At 71.3% G+C, this 24,387-nt stretch carries 21 protein-coding genes, 1 tRNA gene and 1 pseudogene; 17 read left to right on the top strand and 6 right to left on the bottom strand.

The features are described 5' to 3' along the window. Window positions 1-81 precede the first annotated feature (81 nt). Together C8046_RS07365 and C8046_RS07360 are read left to right on the top strand one after the other, a co-directional pair. Window positions 82-1,353: a phosphotransferase gene (locus C8046_RS07365; RefSeq protein WP_146197088.1), complete on the top strand. Its 1,272-nt coding sequence runs from the start codon at window positions 82-84 to the stop codon at window positions 1,351-1,353. Continuing rightward, window positions 1,350-1,847, top strand: coding sequence for a hypothetical protein (locus C8046_RS07360; protein ID WP_109228878.1), 498 nt, complete (start codon window positions 1,350-1,352; stop codon window positions 1,845-1,847). The genes C8046_RS07365 and C8046_RS07360 overlap by 4 nt, the downstream gene beginning before the upstream one ends. 135 nt (window positions 1,848-1,982) lie before the next feature. On the opposite strand, the gene C8046_RS07355 is transcribed toward C8046_RS07360, so the two are convergent. The 4 genes from C8046_RS07355 to C8046_RS07340 form a co-directional block, all read right to left on the bottom strand. Then, window positions 1,983-2,645, bottom strand: coding sequence for a response regulator transcription factor (locus C8046_RS07355; protein ID WP_109228877.1), 663 nt, complete (start codon window positions 2,643-2,645; stop codon window positions 1,983-1,985). Further along, complete coding sequence (locus C8046_RS07350; protein ID WP_158277155.1) at window positions 2,642-4,195, bottom strand: sensor histidine kinase; 1,554 nt, start codon at window positions 4,193-4,195, stop codon at window positions 2,642-2,644. The genes C8046_RS07355 and C8046_RS07350 overlap by 4 nt, the downstream gene beginning before the upstream one ends. After that, window positions 4,185-4,589, bottom strand: coding sequence for a hypothetical protein (locus tag C8046_RS18635; protein WP_109228875.1), 405 nt, complete (start codon window positions 4,587-4,589; stop codon window positions 4,185-4,187). Before C8046_RS18635 ends, C8046_RS07350 begins: the two co-directional genes overlap by 11 nt. 90 nt (window positions 4,590-4,679) lie before the next feature. Beyond that, entirely contained in the window at window positions 4,680-5,939 is a 1,260-nt protein-coding gene (locus tag C8046_RS07340) for a pyridoxal phosphate-dependent aminotransferase (protein ID WP_419183552.1), read from the bottom strand. Between the two features lie 171 nt (window positions 5,940-6,110). Between C8046_RS07340 and C8046_RS07335 the strand changes: the two genes are divergently transcribed. From C8046_RS07335 to C8046_RS07305, 6 genes and pseudogenes are all read left to right on the top strand, one after another. Beyond that, a tRNA-Trp gene (locus tag C8046_RS07335) sits at window positions 6,111-6,183 on the top strand. A gap of 42 nt (window positions 6,184-6,225) precedes the next feature. Further along, window positions 6,226-6,483, top strand: coding sequence for a preprotein translocase subunit SecE (gene secE, locus C8046_RS07330; protein WP_109228874.1), 258 nt, complete (start codon window positions 6,226-6,228; stop codon window positions 6,481-6,483). A gap of 80 nt (window positions 6,484-6,563) precedes the next feature. Then, window positions 6,564-7,351 (top strand): annotated as a pseudogene (gene nusG / locus C8046_RS07320) (transcription termination/antitermination protein NusG). Between the two features lie 84 nt (window positions 7,352-7,435). Next, entirely contained in the window at window positions 7,436-7,867 is a 432-nt protein-coding gene (gene rplK / locus C8046_RS07315) for a 50S ribosomal protein L11 (RefSeq protein WP_109228871.1), read from the top strand. An 85-nt stretch (window positions 7,868-7,952) separates the two neighbouring features. Then, window positions 7,953-8,669 carry a 50S ribosomal protein L1 gene (gene rplA, locus C8046_RS07310; protein ID WP_109228870.1) on the top strand — a complete coding sequence of 239 codons (717 nt, stop codon included), beginning with the start codon at window positions 7,953-7,955 and terminating at the stop codon, window positions 8,667-8,669. A 185-nt stretch (window positions 8,670-8,854) separates the two neighbouring features. Beyond that, window positions 8,855-9,853, top strand: coding sequence for a helix-turn-helix domain-containing protein (locus tag C8046_RS07305; RefSeq protein ID WP_109228869.1), 999 nt, complete (start codon window positions 8,855-8,857; stop codon window positions 9,851-9,853). Between the two features lie 19 nt (window positions 9,854-9,872). Here C8046_RS07305 and C8046_RS07300 read toward each other — a convergent pair whose 3' ends face one another. Together C8046_RS07300 and C8046_RS07295 are read right to left on the bottom strand one after the other, a co-directional pair. Next, the gene (locus tag C8046_RS07300; RefSeq protein ID WP_109228868.1) at window positions 9,873-10,550 is read right to left on the bottom strand and encodes a hypothetical protein; all 678 of its coding nucleotides are present in this window, start codon (window positions 10,548-10,550) and stop codon (window positions 9,873-9,875) included. Between the two features lie 7 nt (window positions 10,551-10,557). After that, a complete protein-coding gene (locus C8046_RS07295) occupies window positions 10,558-10,968 on the bottom strand; it encodes a DUF4383 domain-containing protein (RefSeq protein WP_109228867.1) in 411 nt (136 codons plus the stop codon). Window positions 10,969-11,306: 338 nt separating this feature from the next. Here C8046_RS07295 and rplJ point away from each other — a divergent pair, with 338 nt between their 5' ends. The 9 genes from rplJ to rpsG all read left to right on the top strand — a co-directional run bounded on the left by rplJ (window position 11,307) and on the right by rpsG (window position 24,285). Continuing rightward, window positions 11,307-11,828 carry a 50S ribosomal protein L10 gene (rplJ, locus tag C8046_RS07290; RefSeq protein ID WP_109228866.1) on the top strand — a complete coding sequence of 174 codons (522 nt, stop codon included), beginning with the start codon at window positions 11,307-11,309 and terminating at the stop codon, window positions 11,826-11,828. Between the two features lie 84 nt (window positions 11,829-11,912). After that, window positions 11,913-12,299 carry a 50S ribosomal protein L7/L12 gene (gene rplL / locus C8046_RS07285; protein WP_109228865.1) on the top strand — a complete coding sequence of 129 codons (387 nt, stop codon included), beginning with the start codon at window positions 11,913-11,915 and terminating at the stop codon, window positions 12,297-12,299. Window positions 12,300-12,754: 455 nt separating this feature from the next. Then, window positions 12,755-16,264 (top strand): DNA-directed RNA polymerase subunit beta, encoded by a 3,510-nt coding sequence (rpoB, locus tag C8046_RS07280; RefSeq protein ID WP_109228864.1) that lies wholly within the window; start codon window positions 12,755-12,757, stop codon window positions 16,262-16,264. Between the two features lie 102 nt (window positions 16,265-16,366). Then, window positions 16,367-20,254 carry a DNA-directed RNA polymerase subunit beta' gene (locus tag C8046_RS07275; RefSeq protein ID WP_109228863.1) on the top strand — a complete coding sequence of 1,296 codons (3,888 nt, stop codon included), beginning with the start codon at window positions 16,367-16,369 and terminating at the stop codon, window positions 20,252-20,254. 189 nt (window positions 20,255-20,443) lie between these two features. Then, a complete protein-coding gene (locus C8046_RS07270; protein ID WP_109228862.1) occupies window positions 20,444-20,746 on the top strand; it encodes a hypothetical protein in 303 nt (100 codons plus the stop codon). After that, window positions 20,743-22,518, top strand: coding sequence for a M91 family zinc metallopeptidase (locus tag C8046_RS07265; RefSeq protein WP_109228861.1), 1,776 nt, complete (start codon window positions 20,743-20,745; stop codon window positions 22,516-22,518). The genes C8046_RS07270 and C8046_RS07265 overlap by 4 nt, the downstream gene beginning before the upstream one ends. Further along, the gene (locus C8046_RS07260; protein ID WP_109228860.1) at window positions 22,518-23,123 is read left to right on the top strand and encodes a hypothetical protein; all 606 of its coding nucleotides are present in this window, start codon (window positions 22,518-22,520) and stop codon (window positions 23,121-23,123) included. Before C8046_RS07265 ends, C8046_RS07260 begins: the two co-directional genes overlap by 1 nt. Window positions 23,124-23,440: 317 nt before the next feature. Next, complete coding sequence (gene rpsL, locus C8046_RS07255) at window positions 23,441-23,815, top strand: 30S ribosomal protein S12 (protein ID WP_109228859.1); 375 nt, start codon at window positions 23,441-23,443, stop codon at window positions 23,813-23,815. Beyond that, window positions 23,815-24,285 (top strand): 30S ribosomal protein S7, encoded by a 471-nt coding sequence (gene rpsG / locus C8046_RS07250; protein WP_109228858.1) that lies wholly within the window; start codon window positions 23,815-23,817, stop codon window positions 24,283-24,285. The genes rpsL and rpsG overlap by 1 nt, the downstream gene beginning before the upstream one ends. The last annotated feature ends 102 nt before the right edge of the window (window positions 24,286-24,387 follow it).

The raw sequence follows: 24,387 nt of genomic DNA, 5'->3' as shown, positions 1-24,387 counted from the left end.
CGCCCCCGAGTCTAGGCAGCATGAGAGACCTCTCATCGACCCCTCACGGGTGTCTCACACCCACCGGGTGACATGGGTGCCATGACGAGGACAGCCCGCACCACCACGGCGCCGGCCGCCGGCCTGCTGTGCGGCCCCGGCGCGGAGGACCTGGTGCGCGCCGCGATCGGGCTGACCCCCGAGGTGGAGCTCGCCGTCCGCGTCGACCGCGTGCAGCACCGCACCGACGGCACGAGCGTCGGCTACGACGTCACCTACGACGCGTCCGGGGCGGTCTCGGACTACCTCGTCGCCTCGACCGCGCCCCTCGCGCTGGCGGCCGGCGGGGTCGCGCTGCTGCAGGACGGCGAGCTGGACGTCGCCGTCTGGCGTCACCCGGGCGACCCGGCGCTGCCGGGCCTCGCGGCGGCGTGCGACGTGGCCGCGGTGGCCGCGTGGCTGCCGGGCACGACCGGGCTCGAGGTCGTCACCTACCGCCCGCTGCGCCGCGCCGTCGTGCGCGCCACGGGGGTCGACGGCGTCACGGGCTACCTCAAGGTCGTCCGCCCCGCGGTGGCCGACCGGCTCGTGCGTCAGCACGTCGGGACGGCGGCGCTCGGCTCGCCCCGGGTCACCGCTCGCCCCGCCCCCGGGGTGCTGGTGCTGGCCGAGGTCCCGGGCGCGACGCTCGCCGAGGCGATCGCCGACGGACGCCGGGCGCCCGACCTCGACGAGATCGTCGCCCTCCTGGACCGGATGGACCCCGCGTGCGCGAGCCTCGGGTCGACCACCTCCTTCGCCCAGGACCTCCCGGCCCAGCTCCTGGCCCTCACCGGGGTGCTCGACGGCGACGTCGCCGTGCGGCTGCGCCGGCTGGCCGACGCCGTCGTGGCCCGGATCGCGCGCACGGCACGGCGCTGGCCCGTCGTCCCGACGCACGGCGACCTGCACGCGGCCAACCTCGTGGTCCGTCCCGGCCCGACGGCCGAGCTCGCGGGCGTCCTCGACGTCGACCGCGTGGGCGGGGGCCACCGGGTCGACGACCTCGCCTGCCTGTTCGCCCACGCGAGCGTCGCGGCGACGTCGACCGACGGCTCGGCCGCCGCCGACGTCGCCGCGCAGCGCGCGCGCACCGCCGTCGAGCGGTGGTGGGCGCAGGCCCGCCGCACCGACGCCGGCGACGCCGCCGCCCTCGCGGCGCGCACGGCCGCCGTCGTCCTCGCCCTCGTCGGCGTGGTCGCCCCAGAGCGCGTGACCGCGCTCCTCGATCTCGCGGGTGCCTGGTGCGCCCGTGCGTCCCTCCCGACCGTGCCGCTGCCCCGCAGCGTCGCCTCGGGGAACCCCACCACCATCACCACCAAGGAGATGTCATGAATCGCAGGACCTGGATCGTCACCGCAGCTCTCGGCGCGCTCGGCCTCGCGGGCGGGAGCGCTGCCGTCGCCGTCGCCGACACGCCCACGGTCACCGACTCGCCGTCGCTGACCGTGCCCGCGGCCCCGGCCGCCGGCTCAGCGACGCCGTCGCCCACCACCCCGAGCGTCCCCAGCGCGACCGAGCAGCCGAGCGCGACGTCGGCGCCCACCACCCCGGCGCCGACCCAGCCCGCTCCCGCCGCCCCGAGGACGGACGCGCCCGCCGCGCCCGCCCCGGCCGTCACGCCTGCCCCCGCCGCGCCGAGCGCCTCGAACCCCGCCTGGACGGGCGACGACAGCACGACGACGACGGTCACGGCCGTGAGCCCGGCCAGTCCGGTCAGCCCCGTGACGCCGGCGTCGCCCGTCAGCCCGGTGACGCCGCCGAGCCCGGTCTCGCCCGTGACGCCCGCTTCCCCGGTCAGCCCGGTCAGCCCGCCCTCGGTGGACTGACGGCGACCCGTCCGGACGACGACGGCGGGGGTGCAGCGCGAGCTGCACCCCCGCCGTCGTCGTGCGCCCGGACCGGACGGTGTGCGGGGTGGTGCCGCCGATCGACCCCGGCCGGGCGCCGTCGCCCGAGCCGCCTCAGCCGAACCGGTACCCCATGCCGCGCACCGTCGTCACGCTCTCCGCGCCGAGCTTGCGGCGCAGGTAGCGCACGTAGACGTCCACGACGTTCGACCCGGGGTCGAAGTCGTAGCCCCACACGCGCGAGAGCAGCTGCTCGCGGCTCAGCACCTGGCCCGGGTGGCGCAGGAAGGTCTCGGCGAGCGCGAACTCGCGCGCGGACAGCTCCACCTCGCGCTCGCCCACGCGTGCGCGGCGCGAGCGCAGGTCGAGCTCGACGTCGCCGTGCGCGAGCACGGTGGCCGATCCGCCCTCGTCGCCGGAGTCGCGCAGCCGCAGCCGCACCCGGGCGAGCAGCTCCTCGAACCGGAACGGCTTGGCCATGTAGTCGTCGGCGCCGCCCTCGAGTCCCGCGACGGTGTCGGAGACCGAGTCGCGCGCCGTGAGGATGATGATGGCGATGCTCGACCCCTGGGCACGGACGGCGGCCGCCACGTCCATCCCGTCGCCGTCGGGCAGCCCGAGGTCCAGGACCATCAGGTCGTAGTCGTCGGTGAGGGCCAGGTCGATCGCCTCGCGCGCCGTGCCGACCACCGTCGGGGTGTGCCCGGCGGCGCGCAGCCCCTTCGCCACGAAGGAGGCGATCCGCTCGGAGTCCTCGACGACCAGGATCTGGCTCATGCCGGGTTCCGTCCGTCAGGGGTGGGGGAGAGGGCGGGCAGCTCGAGGGTGCCGCCCTCGGCGTCGGGCACGACGATCGTGACCGTGGTCCCGCGGCCGGGGGCGCTGACGATCCGCACCTCGCCTCCGTGGGCCCGCGCGATCGACGAGACGATCGCCAGCCCGAGCCCCGTGGAGTCCGTCGTCGCGCCGCGACCGCGGGCGAAGCGCTCGAGCACGAGCTCCTGCTCGTCCTCGGCGATGCCGATGCCCTCGTCGCGCACCCACAGCTCGAGGTCGGAGCCGTTCCACGCCGATCCGACGCCGACCGTGCTGCCGTCCGCCGAGTAGCGCACCGCGTTGGACGCGAGCTGGAGCAGCGCCTGCGTGATCCGCTGGGGGTCCAGCCGCGCCTCGCCCTCGGCCAGCGCGTCCAGGCGCCAGCGCCGTTCGCCGAGGCTGCGGGCCTTCGCCAGCACGTCGTCCGTGAGGCCGGCGACGTCGCACGCCCGCGGCGAGACGAAGTCGGGGCGATCGACCCGGGCGATCGTCATGAGGTCGTCGACCAGGTGGTACATCCGGTCCAGCTCGTCCAGGGCCAGCGTCCGGGTCGCGGTGGCGTCCGCGACGTCGTCGGGGTCCATCAGCTCGAGGTGGCCCCTGACCACGGTGAGCGGGGTGCGCAGCTCGTGCCCGACGTCGTCGAGCAGCTGCTGCTGCGCCGTGAACGCCCCCTCGAGCCGCGCGAGCATGTCGTTGATCGTCACGCTCATGTCGGCGAGGTCGTCGTTGCCGACGACGGGGATCCGGCGTTCGAGATCACCGGAGCCGATCTCCTGCGCGGTCCGGCGCAGGAGCCGCAGCGGTTCGAGGATCTTCTCCACGATGAGCCACCCCGCCACGGCGATCCCCAGCAGCGCGATGGCGGCGATCAGCGTGTACAGACGGAAGGTCGGGGTCAGCGTCGCGAGCTCGGCGGTCCTGTCGAACACGACGACGAGCGCGGCCGGCGGCGTCTCGCCCACCTGCACGGGCAGCACGACGTAGCGGTAGTCCGCGGTCGCAGTGCGGAGTCTCTCGATCGCCACGTCGGTGCGCTCGGCGGCCCCGGCCAACGAGCCCACGAGCTCGCCGTCGGTGTCGGGTCGCAGCCGGTTCAGCTCGGAGTACTGCAGCACCCCGGTGGCCCCGACCGAGAAGGCCGCCTCGTTGTCGCTCGGGACGTAGCGCTGCAGCGCGAAGTACAGGAGGTCCTCGGCGCTGGCGAACGGCGCCCCGGTCGCGGGGTCGACGTCGTTCTCGGCGATCGCCCTGACCTCCGCCACGGTCCGGGCGAGCGAGTCGTCCATCCGCTCCTCGAGCCTGTCCCGCTCGATCCCGTACAAGGTGGCGCCCGCGGCCCCGAGGGCGACGGCGGACAGGCCGACCAGGGCGAGAAGGATCCGGGCCCGGATGGAGCCCCACCACCGGCGTCGTCGCGGCTCGGCGGAGAGCTCCTGCGGCGACGGCGTCGAGATCGTCGACGCCGACGCCGACACGGTCGCCGCGGACGGGATCGGCTCAGTCGTCATCGTCATCGTCATCGTCGTCGTCATCCCAGTCGTCGTCATCGTCATCGTCGTCGTCGCCCACGTGCGGGGCGGGCGGGACAGGGACGGGCGCTGGGGCGGGGGCCGGCGCGGGAGCCGGTGCCGGTGCCGGGGGAGGCTCGGGGGCGGGCGGCGGCGGTTCGGGTGCGGGCGGCTCGGTGGGCTCGGGCGTCGGCTCGGGCGTCGGTTCGGGCGTCGGCTCCGGGGTCGGCGCCGGCGTCACGACGACGCTGTCGCCGAGCGGGATCTCGCGGTCGGCGAGACCGCCCACCAGCGCGTTCCCGACGCCGAAGGTCAGCAGGCCGACGAGGAGCACGGCCGCGGCGGCCGCGAGCAGCGGTCGCCAGCGTCGGCCCGCACCCCGTTCCGTGATCATGCGCCGAGTATTCCCATCGCGGATGAGACGAAGATGAGAGGCGACCGCGCGGCGGGCGACCTCCTCGGGCCCGATCGGACGGGGACGCGCCTAGCGGGCCTCGCCGAGCAGCGACGCGAGACGGGCGACGCCCTCGGCCAGGTCGGCGTCGCCGAGCGCGTAGGACAGCCGCAGGTAGCCGCTCGGCCCGAACGCCTCGCCGGGGACGACCGCGACCTCGGCCTCGGTGAGGATCAGGCTCGCCAGCTCGGCGGACGTCGTCGGCACCACGCCGCGGATCTCGCGGCCCAGCAGGCCCTCGACCGACGGGTAGGCGTAGAAGGCCCCGGTCGGCGTCGGGCAGTCGACCCCGTCGATCGCGCTCAGCGCGGCGACCATGGCCCGACGGCGGCGGTCGAACGCGCTGCGCATCTCGGCGACGGCGGACAGGTCGCCCGTCAGGGCGGCGACGGCGGCGCGCTGGGAGACGTTGCTGACGTTGGAGGTGAGGTGCGACTGGAAGTTCGTCGCCGCCTTGATCACGTCCGCGGGACCCTGCATCCACCCCACGCGCCAGCCGGTCATCGCGTAGGTCTTCGCGACGCCGTTGACGACGATCGTGGTGTCGGCGAGCTCGGGCACGACCTTGAGGACGGGCGTGAAGACCGCGTCGTCGTAGACGAGGTGCTGGTAGATCTCGTCGGTGATGACCCAGATGCCGTGCTCGAGGGCCCAGCGGCCGATCGCCTCGATCTGCTCGGGCGGGTAGACGGCGCCGGTGGGGTTCGACGGCGAGCACAGGAGCAGCGCCTTGGTGGCACTCGTGCGCGCGGCCTCGAGCTGCTCGACCGTGACCAGGTAGCCGGCGTCCGCGCCGGCGAACACCTCGACGGGGACACCGCCGGCGAGCCGGATCGCCTCGGGGTAGGTGGTCCAGTAGGGAGCGGGGAGCAGGACCTCGTCGCCCGGGTCGACGACGGCACCGAACGCCTGGAAGACGGCCTGCTTGCCGCCGTTGGTCACCAGCACGCTGGCCGGGGAGATCTCGTAGCCGCTGTCACGGAGCGTCGCGGAGGCGATCGCCTCGCGCAGCACGGGGAGGCCGCCGGCCGGCGTGTACCGGTGGTTGGCCGGATCCTGCGCGGCCGCGGCCGCCGCGGCGACGATGGCGGGCGGGGTGGGGAAGTCGGGTTCGCCGGCCCCGAACCCGATCACGGGCCGACCCGCCGCCTTGAGGGCCTTCGCCTTCGCGTCCACCGCCAGGGTGGCGGACTCCGCGATGCCGGCGAACCGGCGGGAGACCCGCGCCGCGGGCGGCACGGGGGCTGAGGACTGGCTGGACGGGCTCGCGCTGCTCTCCGACGTGGTCACCCGCCTATCGTGGCACGACCGGTTCGACCACGTCCCGATCCTGCCGTACAGTGGTCACCCGGTGGTCACGGACCGCCATGCTCGGTTGTGCCCCTCGAGGCTGATCACGAGTCCCTCGGGGCCACGTGTGCGCCCCGGCGGGGTCGGAGCGTGGTGGCGGTGTCCGGCCGAAGGGCAGTGGCGCAATTGGTAGCGCACCGGTCTCCAAAACCGGCGGTTGTGGGTTCGAGTCCCGCCTGCCCTGCACAAGCAGGTCACTACAGCGATCGTCGGAGGAGGAGGGTTCATGAGCGAGACGCCCACCACGGCAGCCAGCAAGCCGGACAAGCATCCGGAGGAGCTCGGCTTCTTCGGTCGAATCGTCCTCTTCGTGCGACAGGTCGTCGCCGAGCTGCGGAAGGTCGTCACCCCGACCCGTCCCGAGCTCATCAACTACACGCTCGTCGTGCTCGTCTTCATCCTGGTCTGCATGGCGTTCGTCTTCGTGCTGGACTTCGGGATCGGGCGCGCCGTCCTGTGGCTGCTGGGAACCCCCAGCTCCTAGTTCTTCCCGCGTCCCGGCCTGCTCCTGGTGAGCCCGCTCGGCGCGGCGTGCAGAAGTCAACCGAGAGAAAGCAGGCTCACGTGTCCGAGAGCACCTCGTCCGACGCCGTCATCGACGAGGTCGACGACACCACCTCGTCCGACGTCGCCCTCGACGCGGCCGGGGACTCGACCGAGCCCACCCCCGTCGACGCCGACGGGACCGCCGTGGAGGCGGACGTCGACGACGCCGGCGCCGAGCAGGCAGACGAGCCCGAGGAGGTCGACCCCTCGAGGCCTACCGCCGCGACCTGTCCGTCCTCCCGGGCGACTGGTACGTCATCCACTCCTACGCGGGCTACGAGAACCGCGTGAAGTCGAACCTCGAGACCCGCATCACGAGCCTCAACATGGAGGAGTACATCTTCCAGATCGAGGTGCCGATGGAGGAGGTCGTCGAGGTCAAGGCCAACGCGCAGAAGAAGGTCGTCAAGCGCGTCCGCATCCCCGGCTACGTCCTGGTCCGCATGGACCTCACCGACGCGTCGTGGGGCGCCGTGCGCCACACGCCCGGCGTGACCGGCTTCGTCGGCCACACGCACTCCCCGGTGCCGCTCACCATCTCCGAGGTCATCTCCATGCTGGCCCCGACGTTCGAGCCGGCCCCCGGCGCGACGGGTGCTGCCGCCGGTGGCGCGGCCCCGGCCCGCCCGATCGAGGTCGACTTCACCGTCGGCGAGTCGATCACGGTCACCGACGGCCCGTTCGAGGGCATGCCCGCCTCGATCTCCGAGATCCAGCCCGAGTCGGGCAAGCTCAAGGTTCTCGTCTCCATCTTCGGCCGGGACACCCCGGTCGAGCTCGCCTTCGGTCAGGTCGCGAAGATCTGATCGTCCCGACGCCGCGCACCCGCGGCGATCGATGCAACCGGGTCATCGCCCACGGCGTAGGTCCACCACAGAGAAGGACGCACCATGCCTCCCAAGAAGAAGGCCACCGGCCTCATCAAGCTCCAGATCAACGCCGGCGCGGCCAACCCCGCCCCGCCGATCGGTCCGGCGCTCGGTCAGCACGGCGTGAACATCATGGAGTTCTGCAAGGCGTACAACGCGGCCACCGAGGCGCAGCGCGGCAACGTCATCCCCGTCGAGATCACCGTCTACGAGGACCGTTCGTTCACGTTCATCCTCAAGACGCCGCCGGCCGCCGAGCTCATCAAGAAGGCCGCCGGTGTGGCCAAGGGCTCCTCGACCCCGCACACCGTCAAGGTCGCCACGCTGACGCGTGAGCAGGTCCGCACGATCGCCACGACCAAGCTGGACGACCTCAACGCCAACGACCTCGCCGCCGCCGAGAAGATCATCGCCGGCACCGCGCGTTCGATGGGCATCACCGTCTCCGAGTGAGACACGGCCCCTCGGGGCCACCCAGTGGAAGGGTCCGCGTGGACCCGCCTCACCACGACTGCAGTCACGACCTAGGAGCAGAAGAATGGCCACGCACGGCAAGAGCTACCGCAAGGCAGCCACCCAGATCGACCGCAACCAGACCTACGCGCCCCTCGCGGCACTCCGTCTGGCCCAGCAGACCGCCTCGTCGAAGTTCGACCCCACGGTGGAGATCGCCTTCCGCCTCGGCGTCGACCCGCGCAAGGCGGACCAGATGGTCCGCGGCACGGTCAACCTCCCCCACGGCACGGGCAAGACCGCCCGCGTGCTCGTGTTCGCCGTCGGCGAGCGCGCGCAGCAGGCCATCGACGCCGGTGCCGACGAGGTCGGTGGCGACGAGCTGATCGAGAAGGTCGCGGCCGGCTACACGGACTTCGACGCCGCGATCGCGACGCCGGACCTCATGGGCAAGGTCGGCCGCCTCGGCCGCGTCCTCGGCCCGCGTGGTCTCATGCCGAACCCCCGTACGGGCACGGTGACCATGGACGTCACGAAGGCCGTCACGGAGATCAAGGGCGGCCGGATCGAGTTCCGCGTCGACAAGCACGCCAACCTCCACGTCATCGTGGGCAAGGCGTCTTTCACCGACGTGCAGCTCGCCGAGAACTACGCGGCCGTCCTGGACGAGGTCCTGCGCCTCAAGCCGTCCTCCTCCAAGGGCCGCTACATCATCAAGGGCACCACGTCGACGACGATGGGCCCCGGCATCCCGCTGGACGTCACCAAGACGCGCAACGTCGCGTCCGAGGACGACAGCTGACGCCAGCACCACCCCGCAGCACCGAGAGGCGCGAGCGCCGACCCCAGGGTCGACGCTCGCGCCTCTCGCAGTTCCGGCGCCCCTCGACGCGGGTCTAGGAGATCGGGGCGGGCCCGTGAGAAGTTGGATCGAAACGTGTTCGACCGGGGGTGCAGCCTGGACAGTGGAACTGCAGGGGAGAGACCATGTCCGACGACGTCCTTGACCTGGCGGGCGATCTGCGCCGCCTCCGACTCGAGGGCGGTGCCCTGACGTACGAGGCCATCGCCCGTTCGGCCGGGCTCTCGCGCTCGATCGTTGCCGAGGCCTTCGGCGGCACGCGCCTGCCCAGCGAGCGCACCCTGTACGGGGTGGTGACGGCGCTCGGGGCCGACCCGGACCCGTGGCTGGCCCGCCGCGCCACGCTCGCGTCCGGCGTCCCCCGCGCCGAGACCCGTGCCGTGCCGGAGTCCGCCACCGGGACGGCCGGGGACCGCGCCGTGGTGCCGGCGGACGAGGAAGCTGAGGGCCGGAACGAGGCCGTCCCGACGGCCACGCCCGCTCCGGGGCCCGCGACGACGCCCGCCACGGTGGCCCCGCCCCCGCCCCCGCCCCCGGCGTCGCTCCCGGACCCGAGTGCTGTGCCCGCACCGCCCCGCGCGTCGCGCGCGCGCCGCGCGGCCTCGGTGCTCGGTCTCGCCGGCCTCGTGGCCGTCTCGGCCTTCGGGGGCGCGCTGGCCGGCCACGCCCTCTGGCCCCGGGAGCCCGCTCCGACGGTGGCGGTGCCCCCCGGCGCGACCATCAACGCCGCCGGGCAGGTCCACCTGCACGGGGCGAACCAGCCGGTCGCGCACGGCGCGAACATCTGGGACACGAAGTGCATCGACGACGCGATCGACGCCGCCACCACCGAGCGGGACTTCGACGTCCAGCTGGGGATCCGGGTCTCGTTCGCCTGCGAGACCGTGTGGGCCGTGGCGTACCGCAACGACGGGGACACCTACGGCAACGACCTGCGGCTGCGCCTGTACCCGAAGACCGAGGCGGACCCGGGGGAGCCGCAGGAGATCCTCGTGGAGGACGGCCCCTACGCGGTGACGACCATGATCGTCCAGGAGAGCCTGGCCGACGACCGGTTCTGCGCCGAGGGCTGGGTGATCAACGACGGGGTCGAGGTCTCTCTCGGCGACCCGATCTGCGCCTGACCCCCGGGCACCTGCGGGGTCAGTGGTGGCCCGAGGGCGGTGCCGGTCGGTCCGAGCGGGCGGGGTCGAGGAAGTCGGCCTGCGGGGGTGGGGTGTGCTCCTCGCTCGACGCCGCCGGGGTGCCGTGCGTCCCGTGGGGGACGGCCGAGGCACCGGCCGCCGAGGCGGCCAGCCCCGGCGTCACGAGGGCACCGACGACGGTCGCGCCGGCCGCGAGGGCCAGCAGCCGCCGGCCGGCGCCGGGGGTGGCCCCGGCCGCGGAGCTGCCGGACATCGCCGCCCGGCGGACCAGGACGACGGCGAAGGCCGTGAGGATCAGGAGCGCGGCGGTCGCGTAGTCGTCGGCGGCCGGCACGCGGGCGCCCGGCAGCACGGCGAGCAGAGCGCCCTGGGCGGCGGTCTGGGACAGGACCCCGACGCCGGTGACCCCGAACGCCGTCGCGACGGCGGTCCGCGGGGCGGGCACGATTCCGCGGCGCAGTCCCAGCAGCGACCACGCGAGGGCGGCGAGGCCGACGGCCAGCACGATCCCCGCCAGCACGCGCGAGGCGGCTCCGCCCTCGCCGTCGCGCAGCACGCCGGGGACGGCCGCGAGCAGCATGACGGCGGCCCCGAGCCCGAGCAGGGCCGTCACGACGACGCCGCTCGGCGTCCCCGTCGTCGACGTCCCCACGCGGGTCGGGGCCACGGTGGTCATGAGGAGGTCACGCCGTCCGGGTGGCGGCGGGCGCGACGCCGCGGTCCTGGGTCAGACCGACGCCGAGGAGCAGCACGGCGCTGGCGAGGTGCAGCACGTTGTCGGCGCCGTTCAGGGCGAGGATGTTCGCCGCGGAGTCGAGCAGGAACAGGCCGACGACGCCGACCAGGAGGTACACGGCACCGATCGTCGTGTTGACGGCGCGGGCCGAGCCCACGGCGCGCGAGGCGAGGAGGAGCGCGACACCGATGCCCAGGTGCACGATGTTGTGCAGCGGGTTGACGTCGAACACGATGAGGGTGGCACCCTCGGTGCCCGCGAAGGCGACGCCGGCGGTGACGGCGAAGCCGGCGAGGCCGACGAGCGTGTAGACGGCGCCGAAGACGGCTGCCAGGAGGCGGTTCGGGCTGGTCCTCATGATGGATCCTTGTCTCTCGGGCCGTGCGCCGGGTGGTGACGGTCGCGAGGAGTTCGGAGCGGGGGCCGCAGCGGATGGGTCCGGGTGGGCACGCGCGGTGCGGAGGTCGCGATCCGTCGTGTACTGTTTCTTCCCGTACCCCAGACCGCCGGTCCTCGTCGCGCGTGCAAACGCTCGGTCGAGGCGAAGTTCCCACGGGAAGCCTGCGCAGGTTCGAGGAATGTACCCGGTGCCACGTGCGCCGATGGTCCGAGCCCCGTGCCCTGCGCACGGGGCTTTTCGCTTGCCCCCTCGGGCGAGCTCCGCGGGAGCGGCGGTCACCATCGGAAAGGAATGCCATGGCGAGGCCGGACAAGGCGGCAGCCGTCGCCGAGCTCACGCAGCTGTTCCGTGACTCGAATGCTGCGGTGCTCACCGAGTACCGCGGCCTGACGGTCGCCCAGCTCAAGGCTCTGCGCAAGGCCCTCGGGTCGGATGCGCACTACGCCGTGGCAAAGAACACGCTGACCGCGATCGCGGCGCGCGAGGCCGGACTGGAGACCTTCGCCGAGAAGCTCTCCGGCCCGTCGGCCATCGCGTTCATCACCGGTGACCCGGTGACCGCTGCCAAGGGTCTGCGCGACTTTGCCAAGGCCAACCCCGCACTGGTCGTCAAGGCCGGTGTGCTCGACGGCAGGGACATCTCCCCTGCCGACATCACCGCCCTCGCGGACCTCGAGTCCCGCGAGGTCCTGCTGGCCAAGGCGGCCGGCGCGATGAAGGCGAAGCTCTACCAGGCTGCGTACCTCTTCACCGCGCCCGCGTCGCAGGCGGTCCGCACCATCGACGCCCTGCGCGAGAAGCAGGCGGACGCCGCCTGACCCTTCGGGGCCGGACGTCGTCACACACCAACACCAGTACTCGCGCAGCACGCGCTGGGACACTTACAGGAAGGAACGCCGATCATGGCGAAGCTCACCACCGACGAGCTCATTGACGCTTTCAAGGAGCTCACGCTCATCGAGCTCTCCGAGTTCGTGAAGCAGTTCGAAGAGGTCTTCGAGGTCACCGCTGCCGCTCCGGCCGCTGTCGCCGTCGCCGCCGGCCCGGGCGCGGCCGCCGCTGAGGAGGTCGAGGAGAAGACGGAGTTCGACGTCGTCCTCGAGTCCGTCGGCGCTCAGAAGATCGCGGTCATCAAGGAGGTGCGCTCCATCACGGGTCTCGGCCTGAAGGAGGCCAAGGACCTCGTTGACGGCGCTCCCAAGCCCGTTCTGGAGGGGGCCAACAAGGAGGCCGCCGACAAGGCCAAGGAGCAGCTCGAGGGCGCCGGCGCGACGGTCACCATCAAGTGATCTGATCGCCTCGCGATCGCTCGCGGCCCAGCCGCAAGCTCTCGACAGGGCCCGTACCGCCTCGGCGGTGCGGGCCCTGCCGCATCCCCGGAACCGGGCCACCCGGATCCGGACGGCGGGCCGACTCGCCGGGCCGGGACTCGACGGATCGCCCGACCTGGGGCAGACTGCGTGGCGAACCGCGGCAGCAGATGCCTCGGGGGAGCACGAGCTCACGCAGCGCCGCGTGACGCCTGGACGGTTCCCCTCGAGGTGGCTGGCGCAGGTCCCGCGGGGTCAGGTTGACCCTGCCCGAAATCATGGGTATGCTCGCGCTTTGCGCTGTCCTGTGCCCCCAACCCCTTGATGCCCATCGCCGGTGCCTGAAATCAGGCCTCCGTCAGGTCATCACCGCCTTGCCCTGGGGTAAGCAGGCCAACGTCTGAGAACACCCTTTTCGTAGGGAAGGATCCCTCTTGGCTGCCTCGAGCAACCCTTCGATCGCTGACGCCATCGCCAACCGCACTGCTTCGCGAAGGGTCTCCTTCGCCAAGATCTCCGAGCCGATGCAGGCGCCTGACCTGCTCGGCCTCCAGACCAACAGCTTCGACTGGCTCCTGGGCAACGAGCGCTGGCGCGCCCGTGTCGAGGAGGCTGCGAAGCGGAACCAGTCCGTGCCGGCGTCGTCCGGCCTCGAGGAGATCTTCGCCGAGATCTCCCCGATCGAGGACCTCGGTGGTTCCATGTCGCTGTCGTTCCGCGACCACCGCTTCGAGCCGGCGAAGTTCACGGCCGAGGAGTGCAAGGAGAAGGACTTCACCTTCTCCGCTCCGCTCTTCGTCACCGCGGAGTTCGTCAACTACACGACCGGTGAGATCAAGTCGCAGACGGTCTTCATGGGCGACTTCCCGCTCATGACCGAGCGCGGCACCTTCGTGATCAACGGCACCGAGCGTGTCGTCGTCTCGCAGCTGGTCCGCTCGCCGGGCGTCTACTTCGAGCGCATCGCCGACAAGACGTCCGACAAGGACGTCTTCACGTCGAAGATGATCCCGAGCCGTGGCGCGTGGCTGGAGTTCGAGATCGACAAGCGCGACACCGTCGGTGTCCGCATCGACCGCAAGCGCAAGCAGTCGGTCACCGTCTTCCTCAAGGCCCTCGGCCTGACCGAGACGGAGATCCGCGAGGAGTTCGCCGAGTTCCCGGTGGTCCTGGAGACCCTCGAGAAGGACTCGGTCAACACCCAGGACGAGGCGCTCGTCGACATCTACCGCAAGACGCGTCCGGGCGAGCCCCCGACCGTCGAGGCCGGTCAGGCGCTGCTCGACAACTTCTACTTCAACTCCAAGCGCTACGACCTCGCGAAGGTCGGCCGCTACAAGCTGAACAAGAAGCTGGGCCGCCAGGCGGAGCTCACCGAGTCCGTCCTGCAGGTCGCCGACATCGTCGCGACGGTCAAGTATCTCGCCGCGCTGCACCGCGGCGTCGACGAGGTCGAGGTCGGCCCGGCCGACGCGCGCGTCACCGTGCACGTCGAGACGGACGACATCGACCACTTCGGCAACCGTCGCATCCGCGCGGTCGGCGAGCTCATCCAGAACCAGGTCCGCACGGGCCTGTCGCGGATGGAGCGCGTCGTGCGCGAGCGCATGACGACGCAGGACGTCGAGGCGATCACGCCGCAGACCCTCATCAACATCCGGCCCGTCGTCGCCTCCATCAAGGAGTTCTTCGGCACGAGCCAGCTGTCGCAGTTCATGGACCAGAACAACCCGCTCGCGGGCCTGACGCACAAGCGGCGTCTCTCGGCCCTCGGCCCGGGTGGTCTCTCTCGTGACCGCGCCTCGATGGAGGTCCGTGACGTCCACCCGTCGCACTACGGCCGCATGTGCCCGATCGAGACGCCCGAGGGCCCGAACATCGGTCTGATCGGCTCGCTCGCGACGTACGCGCGCATCAACCCGTTCGGCTTCATCGAGACGCCGTACCGCAAGGTGGAGGACGGGATCGTCTCCGACGACGTCTTCTACCTCACGGCCGACGACGAGGACCGCTACGTCATCGCGCAGGCCAACGCGCCGCTGACCGAGAAGTCCACCTTCGCGGAGAAGACCGTCCTGGTCCGCACCCGCGGCGGCGAGACCGAGCTGGTCCCGGCCGACGAGGTCGACTACATGGACGTCTCCCCGCGCCAGATGGTGTCGGTCGCGACGGCGATGATCCCGTTCCTCGAGCACGACGACGCCAACCGCGCCCTCATGGGCGCGAACATGCAGCGCCAGGCGGTTCCGCTGGTCCGTTCCGAGGCCCCGCTCGTGGGCACCGGCATGGAGCGTCGTGCCGCCGTCGACGCCGGCGACGTCATCGTGGCCACCAAGCCCGGTGTCGTCACCGAGGTCTCGGCCGACGCGATCACGGTCGCGCACGACGACGCCACGTCCTTCACGTACCGCGTCGCGAAGTTCCAGCGCTCGAACCAGGGAACCTCCTACAACCAGCGCGTGCTGGTCGACGAGGGCGCCCGGGTCGAGGTCGGCTCGGTCCTCGCGGACGGTCCCGCCACCGACGAGGGCGAGCTCGCGCTCGGCCGGAACCTGCTCGTCGGGTTCATGTCGTGGGAGGGCCACAACTACGAGGACGCGATCATCCTGAGCCAGCGTCTCGTCGCCGACGACGTGCTCTCCTCGATCCACATCGAGGAGCACGAGGTCGACGCGCGCGACACCAAGCTGGGCCCGGAGGAGATCACGCGGGACATCCCGAACGTCTCCGAGGAGGTCCTCGCGGACCTCGACGAGCGCGGCATCGTGCGCATCGGTGCCGAGGTCGGCGCCGGTGACGTCCTCGTCGGCAAGGTCACTCCCAAGGGTGAGACCGAGCTGACCCCGGAGGAGCGCCTGCTCCGTGCGATCTTCGGCGAGAAGGCCCGCGAGGTGCGCGACACCTCGCTCAAGGTGCCCCACGGCGAGTCCGGCACGGTCATCGGCGTCCGCGAGTTCAACCGCGAGGACGGCGACGAGCTGCCCCCCGGCGTGAACCAGCTGGTGCGGGTCTACATCGCGCAGCGACGCAAGATCACGGACGGCGACAAGCTCGCCGGCCGTCACGGCAACAAGGGCGTCATCTCCAAGATCCTCCCGATCGAGGACATGCCGTTCCTCGCGGACGGCACGCCGCTCGACGTCGTGCTCAACCCGCTGGGTGTCCCCGGCCGCATGAACGTGGGCCAGGTCCTGGAGACGCACCTCGGATGGGTCGCCAAGACGGGCTGGGACGCCGGCATCGCCGACGCCAAGGCCGGCAAGGTGCCCTCGTGGGCGAAGAACCTGCCCCCGGAGAACCTCAAGGGGGCCCCGGGCACGCCCGTGGCCACCCCGGTGTTCGACGGCGTCCGCGAGGACGAGCTGGCGGGTCTCCTCGACTCCACGCTCGTCACCCGTGACGGCGACCGCCTGATCGACTCCTCGGGCAAGACGCTGCTCTTCGACGGCCGCTCCGGCGAGCCGTTCCCCGAGCCCGTCTCGGTCGGCTACATGTACATCCTGAAGCTGCACCACCTGGTCGACGACAAGATCCACGCGCGCTCGACCGGCCCGTACTCGATGATCACGCAGCAGCCGCTGGGTGGTAAGGCGCAGTTCGGTGGTCAGCGGTTCGGCGAGATGGAGGTGTGGGCGCTCGAGGCGTACGGCGCCGCCTACGCCCTCCAGGAGCTCCTGACGATCAAGTCCGACGACGTCCCCGGCCGCGTGAAGGTCTACGAGGCCATCGTCAAGGGCGAGAACATCCCGGAGCCGGGCATCCCGGAGTCCTTCAAGGTGCTCATCAAGGAGATGCAGTCGCTCTGCCTGAACGTGGAGGTCCTCTCCGCCGACGGCACGCTCATCGAGATGCGTGACACCGACGAGGAGGTCTACCGCGCTGCTGAAGAGCTCGGTATCGACCTGTCTCGCCGTCCCGACGCCAGCAGCGTCGAAGAGATCTGAGCCCCGGGTCCCCGCGGTGCGCACGACGCGCACCGCGGGGACCGCGGGTGGCAGATCACAGATATCGACTTACCGGTGACACACCGAAGGAAGTAGGACAACTTGCTCGACGTCAATGTCTTCGACGAGCTGCGGATCGGTCTTGCCTCGGCGGAGGACGTTCGTACCTGGTCGCACGGCGAGGTCAAGAAGCCCGAGACGATCAACTACCGCACCCTCAAGCCCGAGAAGGACGGACTCTTCTGCGAGAAGATCTTCGGTCCGACCCGGGACTGGGAGTGCAACTGCGGCAAGTACAAGCGCGTCCGGTTCAAGGGCATCGTCTGCGAGCGCTGCGGCGTCGAGGTCACGCGCTCGAAGGTCCGCCGCGAGCGCATGGGCCACATCGAGCTCGCCGCGCCCGTCACGCACATCTGGTACTTCAAGGGCGTCCCGTCCCGCCTCGGGTACCTGCTCGACCTCGCCCCGAAGGACCTCGAGAAGGTCATCTACTTCGCGGCGTACATGATCACGGACGTGGACGCCGACAAGCGCCACGCCGATCTGCCGAGCCTGCAGAACGAGATCGACATCGAGCGCGACGCGATCACCAAGCGCCGCGACCTCGACGTCGACACCCGCGCCAAGAAGCTCGAGGCCGACCTGGCCCAGCTCGAGTCCGAGGGTGCCAAGGCGGACGCGCGTCGTCGCGTCCGTGACTCCGCCGAGCGCGAGATGGCCCAGCTGCGCAAGCGCAGCGACGCCGAGCTCGACCGGCTGCAGCGCGTGTGGGACCGCTTCAAGAACCTCAAGGTCGCCGACCTCGAGGGTGACGAGCTGCTCTACCGCGAGCTCGAGGTCCGCTACGGCCAGTACTTCTCCGGCTCGATGGGCGCCCAGGCGATCCGTCGTCGTCTCGAGACGTTCGACCTCGAGGCCGAGTCCGAGAACCTGCGCGAGATCATCCGCAGCGGCAAGGGCCAGCGCAAGACCCGCGCCCTCAAGCGCCTCAAGGTCGTCAACGCGTTCATGACGACGACCAACTCGCCCATGGGCATGGTGCTCGACTGCATCCCCGTGATCCCGCCGGACATCCGTCCGATGGTGCAGCTGGACGGTGGCCGCTTCGCGACCTCCGACCTGAACGACCTGTACCGCCGCGTGATCAACCGCAACAACCGCCTCAAGCGTCTTCTCGACCTCGGCGCGCCCGAGATCATCGTGAACAACGAGAAGCGGATGCTGCAGGAGGCCGTCGACGCGCTGTTCGACAACGGCCGTCGTGGTCGCCCCGTCACGGGCCCCGGCAACCGTCCGCTGAAGTCGATCTCCGACATGCTCAAGGGCAAGCAGGGGCGCTTCCGTCAGAACCTGCTCGGCAAGCGCGTCGACTACTCGGGCCGCTCGGTCATCGTCGTCGGCCCGCAGCTGAAGCTGCACCAGTGCGGTCTGCCCAAGCAGATGGCCCTGGAGCTCTTCAAGCCGTTCGTGATGAAGCGTCTCGTGGACCTCAACCACGCGCAGAACATCAAGAGCGCCAAGCGCATGGTCGAGCGTGCCCGCTCGGTCGTGTGGGACGTGCTCGAGGAGGTCATCACGGAGCACCCGGTGCTGCTGAACCGCGCACCCACGCTGCACCGTCTCGGCATCCAGGCGTTCGAGCCCCAGCTGGTCGAGGGCAAGGCGATCCACCTGCACCCGCTCGTCTGCGGCGCGTTCAACGCCGACTTCGACGGCGACCAGATGGCCGTGCACCTTCCGCTGTCCGCGGAGGCGCAGGCCGAGGCTCGCATCCTCATGCTCTCGAGCAACAACATCCTCAAGCCGTCGGACGGCCGTCCGGTCACCATGCCCTCGCAGGACATGATCATCGGTCTGTACCACCTGACGAGCGACAAGGACGACGCCGAGGGCGTCGGCCGCAAGTTCGCCTCGCTCGCCGAGGCGATCATGGCCTTCGACGCGGGTCAGATCGACCTGAACGCCGAGATCACGATCCGGATGACGGATCTGGTCCCGCCGCTCGGGTGGGAGCCGCCCGCCGGCTTCACCGAGGGTGACACGGTGCTGTTCGACACGACGCTGGGTCGCGCGCTCTTCAACGAGACGCTCCCGGTGGACTACCCGTTCGTGAACGGCGTCGTCGGCAAGAAGGAGCTCTCGGTCATCGTCAACGACCTGGCCGAGCGCTACCCGAAGGTCGCCGTCGCGGCGAGCCTGGACGCCCTCAAGGCGGCCGGCTTCACCTGGGCCACGCGCTCCGGTGTCACGATCGCCATCTCCGACGTCGTCGCCCCCGAGGGCAAGAAGGCGATCCTCGAGGCGTACGAGGGCCAGGCCGCCAAGGTCCAGGGCCAGTACGAGCGTGGACTCATCACGGACGAGGAGCGCCGCGGCGAGCTCATCGACATCTGGACCAAGGCGACCGACGAGGTCGCCGCGGCCATGCGGGAGAGCTTCCCCAAGCGCAACACCATCCAGCGGATGGTCGGCTCGGGCGCTCGAGGCAACTGGATGCAGGTGCGTCAGATCGCCGGCATGCGCGGCCTCGTGGCCAACCCGAAGGGCGAGATCATCCCGCGCCCGATCACGTCGAACTACCGCGAGGGCCTGTCCGTCCTCGAGTACTTCATCGCCACCCACGGTGCCCGCAAGGGTCTGGCCGACACCGCTCTGCGGACGGCCGACTCGGGCTACCTCACGCGTCGTCTCGTCGACGTGTCGCAGGACGTCATCATCCGTGAGGACGACTGCGGCACCGAGCGCGGCCTGGTGACGGTCATCGCCGAGATCGGCAGCGACGGCACCGCCACCCGCGCCGAGACCGTCGAGACGAGCGCCTACACCCGGACGCTGGCCACCCAGGTGGCCGACTCGGACGGCACGGTGCTCGCCGAGGCGGGCGCCGACGTCGGCGACGTCCTGATCGAGAAGCTCGTCGCCGCCGGCGTCGAGACGATCAAGATCCGCTCCGTGCTGACCTGCGCCTCCCGCGTGGGCACCTGCGCGAAGTGCTACGGCCGCTCCCTGGCCACGGGCAAGCTCGTGGACGTCGGCGAGGCCGTCGGCATCATCGCGGCGCAGTCGATCGGTGAGCCCGGCACCCAGCTGACGATGCGGACGTTCCACACCGGTGGTGTGGCGGCGGCCGAGGACATCACGCAGGGTCTGCCGCGCGTCCAGGAGCTGTTCGAGGCCCGCACCCCCAAGGGTGAGGCCCCGATCAGCGAGGCCGCCGGTCGTCTGACGATCGACGACTCCGAGCGGATCCGTCGCCTGGTGGTCACGCCGGACGACGGCAGCGAGGAGCTGGCCTACCCGATCACCAAGCGCGCGCGCCTGCTGGTCGGCGACGGCGACCACGTCGCCGTCGGGCAGCAGCTCGTCGCCGGTGCGGTCGACCCGAAGAAGGTCCTCCGCATCCTCGGTCCGCAGGCGGTGCAGAAGCACCTGGTCAACCAGGTGCAGGAGACCTACCGCAGCCAGGGCGTGGACATCCACGACAAGCACATCGAGGTCATCGTGCGGCAGATGCTGCGTCGCGTGACCGTGCTGGACTCGGGTGACGCGAACCTGCTGCCGGGCGAGATCGCCGAGCGCGGCCGGTTCGAGGACGAGAACCGTCGCGTGGTGTCCGAGGGCGGTACCCCCGCCTCCGGTCGCCCGGAGCTCATGGGCATCACCAAGGCCTCGCTGGCCACGGACTCGTGGCTCTCGGCGGCGTCCTTCCAGGAGACGACCAAGGTGCTGACGGAGGCCGCGATGAGCGGTCGCCGCGACTCCCTGCTCGGCCTCAAGGAGAACGTCATCCTCGGAAAGCTCATCCCGGCCGGTACGGGCCTCGCCCGCTACCGCAACGTCCAGGTGGAGCCGACGGAGGAGGCGAAGGCCGAGCTGTACCCGGCCTTCGGCTACGACGAGATCGACTACCTGCCGCTGGGCTCCGGCTCCGGCGAGGCGATCGCCCTCGAGGAGCTCGACCTCGGACGCGGGTACGACGACTACCGCTGATCCAGCGGCGGTCCTCACCGCGACCCCGTCACGACGGCGGCCCGTCACCTCTGCGGAGGTGGCGGGCCGCCGTCGTTCCCGTTCCGGCACGACGGGGCGCGAACCCGATCCCCACCGGCGCCGGTGGCGGCGCTACGTTCTCACCGGGTCCACTTCGTACCCGTACCCGACGTTGAGGCAGGGCGTGACATGCACATCGATCCGGAGGTCGTGAGCGAGGCGGCCGGCAGCGTGCTCGACACCGCTGTGGAGGTCTCCCACTCCTGGCAGGACGCGGTGGTCGCGCTGACGGGCCTGGCCGGACTCGCCGCCGGCACCACCCCGGGGGCCGCCGCCTTCCGCGAGGCCCACGCCCTCGCCGCGGACTCCGCCGGCACGGCCGCGGCCACGATCGCCGGGGTGCTCGAGAACGCGAGCGAGACGCTGTACGCCTGCGCGTTCGGCTACTCCGACGCCGACGAGGCCGCCGCCGAGGAGATGAGGATCTCGTGACCGAGGGGTTGTGGGACCTGAGGGCGGAGCTGGTGTCCCTCGACGCGGCGGCGGCGGCGTGGAGCGCCGTCGGTCGTGCGCTCACCGGCGGTGCGGAGTCGTTCGGCGCCTCGGCCCGTCTGGCCGTCTCCGAGTGGGACGGCGACGCGGCGGAGGCGTTCGCCTCCCAGGGGTCGAAGGTCGGGGCGGACATCGACGTGGCAGCGGGAGCCGCGGAGTCGGCGGCCGCCGCCACCCAGAGCGCGGCCGGGGCCGTCCGTCAGGCCCAGGGCGCCCTCGACGGGTCCTGGGCGACGGTCATGCACCTGCCGCGCCGGTACGGCCCTCCCGGTCTCCTCGGGTTCGACGTCACGACCGAGGAGGACGGAGCCCTCGTGGACGCCGCCACGTCGGCCGCGCTGGACATCCGCAGGACGCTCGACACCGAGCTGCTCGGCTTCGCCGCCACGCTCCGGGCGGCACAGGGGGAGTGGGCGGTCGTCCACTCGACCTGGAGCACCTACGCCACGGGCGAGGTGCCGCTGGTGGACACCCCGCTCGAGGGGACGGGCGCCGGGATCATCTTCCTCGACGGCGAGGCCGTCGTGAGCGGCGGCAGCGGGGACGACACGATCACGGTGTCGACGATCCCGTTCACCGACATCCAGATCGTGACGATCAACGGCCGCAGCTACCGGATCCCCGCGGGCACCGACGTGACGATCCGGGGTGGTGGGGGCGCCGACACGATCGCGCTGCCCGCCGGGACCTCGCTGTCCTTCACCGTCGTCGGCGGTGGCGGGCTCGACCGGATCCAGGGTGGTGGGGGAGACGACCGCCTGTTCGGGTCCGCCGGCGACGACGAGATCGAGGCGGGTGCGGGCGACGATCACGTCTCGGGCGGCGGCGGGCACGACTACCTGGACGGTCAGGGCGGGGACGATCGCATGGTCGGCGGCAGCGGGCGCGACACGCTGTACGGACTCGACGGCCGCGACATCCTCAGCGGAGGGCAGGACGAGGACTACCTCGAGGGCGGCGGGGACGACGACGTCCTGGACGGCGGCGCTGGGGACGACGTCCTCTCCGGCGGTCGCGGCGACGACCAGATCCTGGGCGGTGCGGGCGACGACGTCTCCTACGGCGGGCTGGGAGAGGACAGGACGGTCGGGGGCACGGGGCAGGACACCAGCAACGACGACAGCCGTGCGGACGGCTCCAGCAACGAGACGAACGTGCGCGTGGAGATCCCCGAGACGACCAGGCACATCACCATCCAGGGCACGCCCGAGTTCATCGCCAGGGTCGAGGCGGACCTCGACATGCTGCGGTCCTCGCCCACCGGGCAGCAGATGCTGGCCAACCTCGAGCAGAACTACGAGGACTCCGGCTTCCTCGGGTTCAAGAAGGACTCCCTGACGATCAGCGAGTGGACACCCCCCGCCTCCAACCCCGACGAGCAGAACAGCTCGGCGTCGAACGGTCGGCCCGACGAGGTCAGGTATCTCCCGACCATCGACGACTTCCGGGGGGCGCCGCCGATCGTCGTGCTGCAGCACGAGCTCGGTCACGTCTACGACTACGTGAACGACGTCGACTACGAGGAGATCTACGAGGGCGACGACACCGGCAACCACGGGATCAAGGTGACCGAGCGCCACGCGAGCGGCCTCCCCGTGGACCACGACGGCGACCCCGACACCCCGGAGATCATCAGCCCCGACCACCCGATCGAGTTCTCCGAGAACGGGCTCCGCGAGGAGATGGGACTCCCCAGGAGGGAGAGCTACTGATGAGGAACGGACGAACGGGGCTGGCCGCCGTGGCGGCGCTCGCCGTGCTCGGCGCCGGGGGGATGGCGTCCTGCCAGGCGGAGGAGGACCCCATCTCGATCACCGAGGACACGATCTCGACCGACGTGCTGGTCACGGCGTCCGTCCGGACGACCCAGGACGGCATCTGGTGGGACTACGTCCTGGAGAACACCTCGTCCGAGGCCGTCTGGATCGTCGAGCCCCGGGGCGCGCTGGTGTTCGCCGACCGCAGCGTGGCCGAGGGGGTGGCTCTCGTCGCGGCGATGTACCCGGTGCGCGGGGACGTGGACCACGCCCAGGCGCCGGCGACCGCCGTCGTCGAGCTCGCGCCGGGCGAGACGCGCGAGGGGACGGGAACGGCCCCGCGTCCGCTGGAGCCGTTCTCCGACAGGGAGGGCGACCGACCGGTGCGGCTTCCCGCGGAGCCGGCGACGGCGCGGATCTGCGCGGGCTACGTCACCTCGTCGCAGGTCGAGGGAGCCGGGGGAGTGCGCGACCTCGAGGACGGCACGTTCTCGTTGGGGAACGCCGTGGGCTTCCCCCTGCAGCGACTGGCGTGCTCGACGACGCACCCGTTGACCTGACGTCCGCACCGGCGTGATGCGCCGGTCGGTGCCCGGGGCCGGTGCGTTGACGTCGGGGCGCCCGCAACCTATGCTGGACCGCGGTGCCCGCAGATGCGGGCTCTTGCGTGCGCGTGAAATCGGCTCCCGCGACGTCCGACGAGAGATCGTCGGGTCGGAGCTCCGGTCTCACTGAGTGGCCTCGAGCCACCGGCGCCCCTCGGTCCGACCCTCTGGGCGGCCGGGAGCGTGTCGGGTGCCTGGGATCCAGCGTAGGAGCACGGCATCGCGGACAGGAACGACCTCGTGTCACCCAGTCACCTCGAGACGGAGAAGTAGTGCCCACAATTCAGCAGCTGGTCCGCAAGGGCCGCTCGCCCAAGGTCAGCAAGTCCAAGACCCCGGCGCTCCAGGGTTCGCCCCAGCGTCGTGGCGTCTGCACGCGCGTCTACACCACCACCCCGAAGAAGCCGAACTCGGCTCTCCGCAAGGTGGCGCGCGTGAAGCTCTCGAGCCAGATGGAGGTCACGGCCTACATCCCCGGCGAGGGTCACAACCTGCAGGAGCACTCGATCGTGCTCGTCCGCGGTGGTCGTGTGAAGGACCTTCCGGGTGTCCGTTACAAGATCGTCCGCGGTGCGCTCGACACGCAGGGTGTCCGGAACCGCAAGCAGGCTCGCAGCCGCTACGGCGCCAAGAAGGAGAAGAAGTAATGCCTCGTAAGGGCCCCGCCCCGAAGCGCCCGATCGTCGTCGACCCGGTCTACGGCTCCCCGACGGTCACGCAGCTGGTCAACCGCGTGCTCCTCGACGGCAAGAAGTCCGTCGCCGAGCGCATCGTCTACGACGCCCTCGAGGGTGTCCGCGAGAAGACGCAGGGCGACCCCGCCGCCGTCCTCAAGCGCGCGCTCGACAACGTCCGTCCGGCCCTCGAGGTCAAGTCCCGCCGCGTCGGTGGTACGACCTACCAGGTCCCGATCGAGGTCCGTCCGGCCCGCGCCACCGCGCTGGCCATGCGGTGGCTCGTGGACTACTCGCGCCAGCGTCGCGAGAAGACCATGACCGAGCGCCTCATGAACGAGATCCTCGACGCCTCCAACGGCCTCGGCGCCGCTGTGAAGCGTCGCGAGGACGTCCACAAGATGGCCGAGTCCAACCGGGCCTTCGCGCACTACCGCTGGTGAGGCTGTGGCCGGCACGCCCTCGGGCGCGCCGGCCCTCCCACCCCCTGGTCACGGCACCGACGTGACCGACTCCCTGCTCATCCCGACCAGAATCGAGCACCT

Source organism: Serinibacter arcticus, from assembly GCF_003121705.1.
Classification (GTDB): domain Bacteria; phylum Actinomycetota; class Actinomycetes; order Actinomycetales; family Beutenbergiaceae; genus Litorihabitans.
The sequence above is the reverse complement of the archived record's forward strand: the minus strand, read 5'-3'. Positions and strand labels throughout refer to the sequence as shown.